The 1,728-nt window shown below is 48.0% G+C and carries 4 protein-coding genes; 3 read left to right on the top strand and 1 reads right to left on the bottom strand.

The features are described 5' to 3' along the window. Positions 1–222: hypothetical protein (locus A10D4_RS14400; protein WP_008490122.1), on the top strand; the 222-nt coding region annotated here is incomplete at its 5' end. 28 nt (positions 223–250) lie between these two features. Continuing rightward, positions 251–379: a hypothetical protein gene (locus tag A10D4_RS14495; RefSeq protein ID WP_008490121.1), complete on the top strand. Its 129-nt coding sequence runs from the start codon at positions 251–253 to the stop codon at positions 377–379. On the opposite strand, the gene A10D4_RS13250 is transcribed toward A10D4_RS14495, so the two are convergent. Then, positions 362–985 carry an arylesterase gene (locus A10D4_RS13250; protein ID WP_008490120.1) on the bottom strand — a complete coding sequence of 208 codons (624 nt, stop codon included), beginning with the start codon at positions 983–985 and terminating at the stop codon, positions 362–364. The genes A10D4_RS14495 and A10D4_RS13250 overlap by 18 nt on opposite strands. A gap of 2 nt (positions 986–987) precedes the next feature. Here A10D4_RS13250 and A10D4_RS13245 point away from each other — a divergent pair, with 2 nt between their 5' ends. Continuing rightward, a complete protein-coding gene (locus A10D4_RS13245; RefSeq protein ID WP_008490118.1) occupies positions 988–1,668 on the top strand; it encodes an ABC transporter ATP-binding protein in 681 nt (226 codons plus the stop codon). Positions 1,669–1,728 lie beyond the last annotated feature (60 nt).

Here is a 1,728-nt window from a genome sequence, read left to right as displayed (position 1 = left end):
AACAGGGGTTCGAATCCCCTAGGGGACGCCATTAAAGCCGCGCAAGCGGTTTTTTTATTGCTATTATTGCAACTTTTAAAGTTTCAAGAAGTTCCCAGTTATGTTAGCGTATTTTTTTTAATTCATTTAAAGACAGCTAACATGAATCATCAGAATAACCCCTTTGCTAACCCCGAATTTGCTCGCCACTATGCCAGGCAGCACCACGGTGCATCTTTTTAATTGACCATTACAGCGCAGCATCGCCGCTATGTTGCAGCAACTGTCGATACTTTCACCCGAGCAAGATGTACAACAACTGCGAGAGGCTGGTTTTAGCCAACCGCAGCCATTTTACCAAGGTTTGGTTGTTCGTGGTTGGTTAGCCTTTGCCGACTAATTGCAATAAATAGGGTTCTAGAAAATCGGCGATTAACGGCTGTGCAGCAGCGGTAGGATGAATGCCGTCATCTTGTATGTAGTCGGGGTTGTCGACTAATGGCTCCATAAAAAATGGGATCAGCTCAACCGTTTGCTGTTCTGCGACATTGCTATACACATCCGCAAATAACTGCGAGAAACGTTGCCCATAGTTTGGCGGTACACGGATCTGACTTAACGCGACATTTGCGTTAGTAGCCTGTATGGTTTCGATAATTTCCTGTAAATTGCTAGAAATACTGTTTAGATCAAAGGCGCGCAAGCCATCGTTACCGCCCAGTTCAACGAACACGGCTAGCGGTTCATGCCGCTCTAAGATGGCTGGCAAACGACGTAGCGCCCCAGCGGTGGTTTCACCACTGATGCTGGCATTGACGATTTCGAGATCCGGGTATTGCTGTTGCCAACGCTCGGACAAAATGCTCACCCAAGTCTGTGACTGGGGAATGCCGTAGCCTGCACTCAGGCTATCGCCGAGCACGACTAATGAATCTTTTGCTAAGACTGGACGTATCACCAGTAAGAGCGAACTCAGAATCAGTAAATTGCGTAGGAAGTTTTTCATAAATGCTTATACAAACTCGTCAGTTAGAAAAAATCGTCGACACCAGTGAGGGTCGTTTACAAATTCTACACCCCATCGACATCGATATCGCTGCCGGTGAGACCGTTGCCATTGTCGGTGCTTCGGGTTCAGGCAAATCAACGTTACTATCATTACTCGCAGGTTTAGACCTAGCAAGTCAAGGACAGGTGAGTATAGATAACGTAAATTTAAGCGATTTGGATGAAGAGCAACGGGCACACCTGCGTGCCGAGAAAGTCGGTTTTATCTTTCAATCGTTTCTTTTGATCCCTAGCTTATCGGCACTTGAAAACGTGATGCTGCCGGCCGAGCTAGCAGGTCATCGTGACGCCGAACGCGAAGCGCGCGAGTTGCTGAGCAAAGTTGGGCTGAGCGATCGCTTGACTCATTATCCTAACCAACTATCCGGTGGCGAGCAGCAGCGGGTAGCCATTGCTCGTGCGTTTATCGGTAAACCGCAAATTCTATTTGCCGATGAGCCCACCGGTAATCTGGATTCGGTAACTGGCGCTAAAGTCGAGGACTTACTGTTTGAAATAAACCAAGATGCCAATACCACGCTGGTCATGGTAACCCACGATAATCAGCTCGCACAACGCTGTCAGCGGATTTTGCGGATGGACGGCGGGCACTTGCAAGAGGAACAGCGTGATGTGGCGTAAGATTTCATTACGCTTGCTGAAACAGGAGTTAAAACGTGGCGAGCTAACCATTATGGCAGC

The sequence above is a fragment of the Idiomarina xiamenensis 10-D-4 genome, assembly GCF_000299895.1.
Taxonomy (GTDB): Bacteria; Pseudomonadota; Gammaproteobacteria; order Enterobacterales; family Alteromonadaceae; genus Idiomarina; species Idiomarina xiamenensis.
This window is presented reverse-complemented; position numbering and strand designations above follow the sequence as displayed.

Excerpts from the sequence above, each read along its gene's own strand:
- A10D4_RS13245 (WP_008490118.1), top strand. The coding sequence starts at position 988 with ATGCTTATACAAACTCGTCAGTTAGAAAAAATCGTCGACACCAGTGAG.
- A10D4_RS14495 (WP_008490121.1), top strand. The coding sequence starts at position 251 with ATGTTGCAGCAACTGTCGATACTTTCACCCGAGCAAGATGTACAACAA.
- A10D4_RS13250 (WP_008490120.1), bottom strand. The coding sequence starts at position 985 with ATGAAAAACTTCCTACGCAATTTACTGATTCTGAGTTCGCTCTTACTG.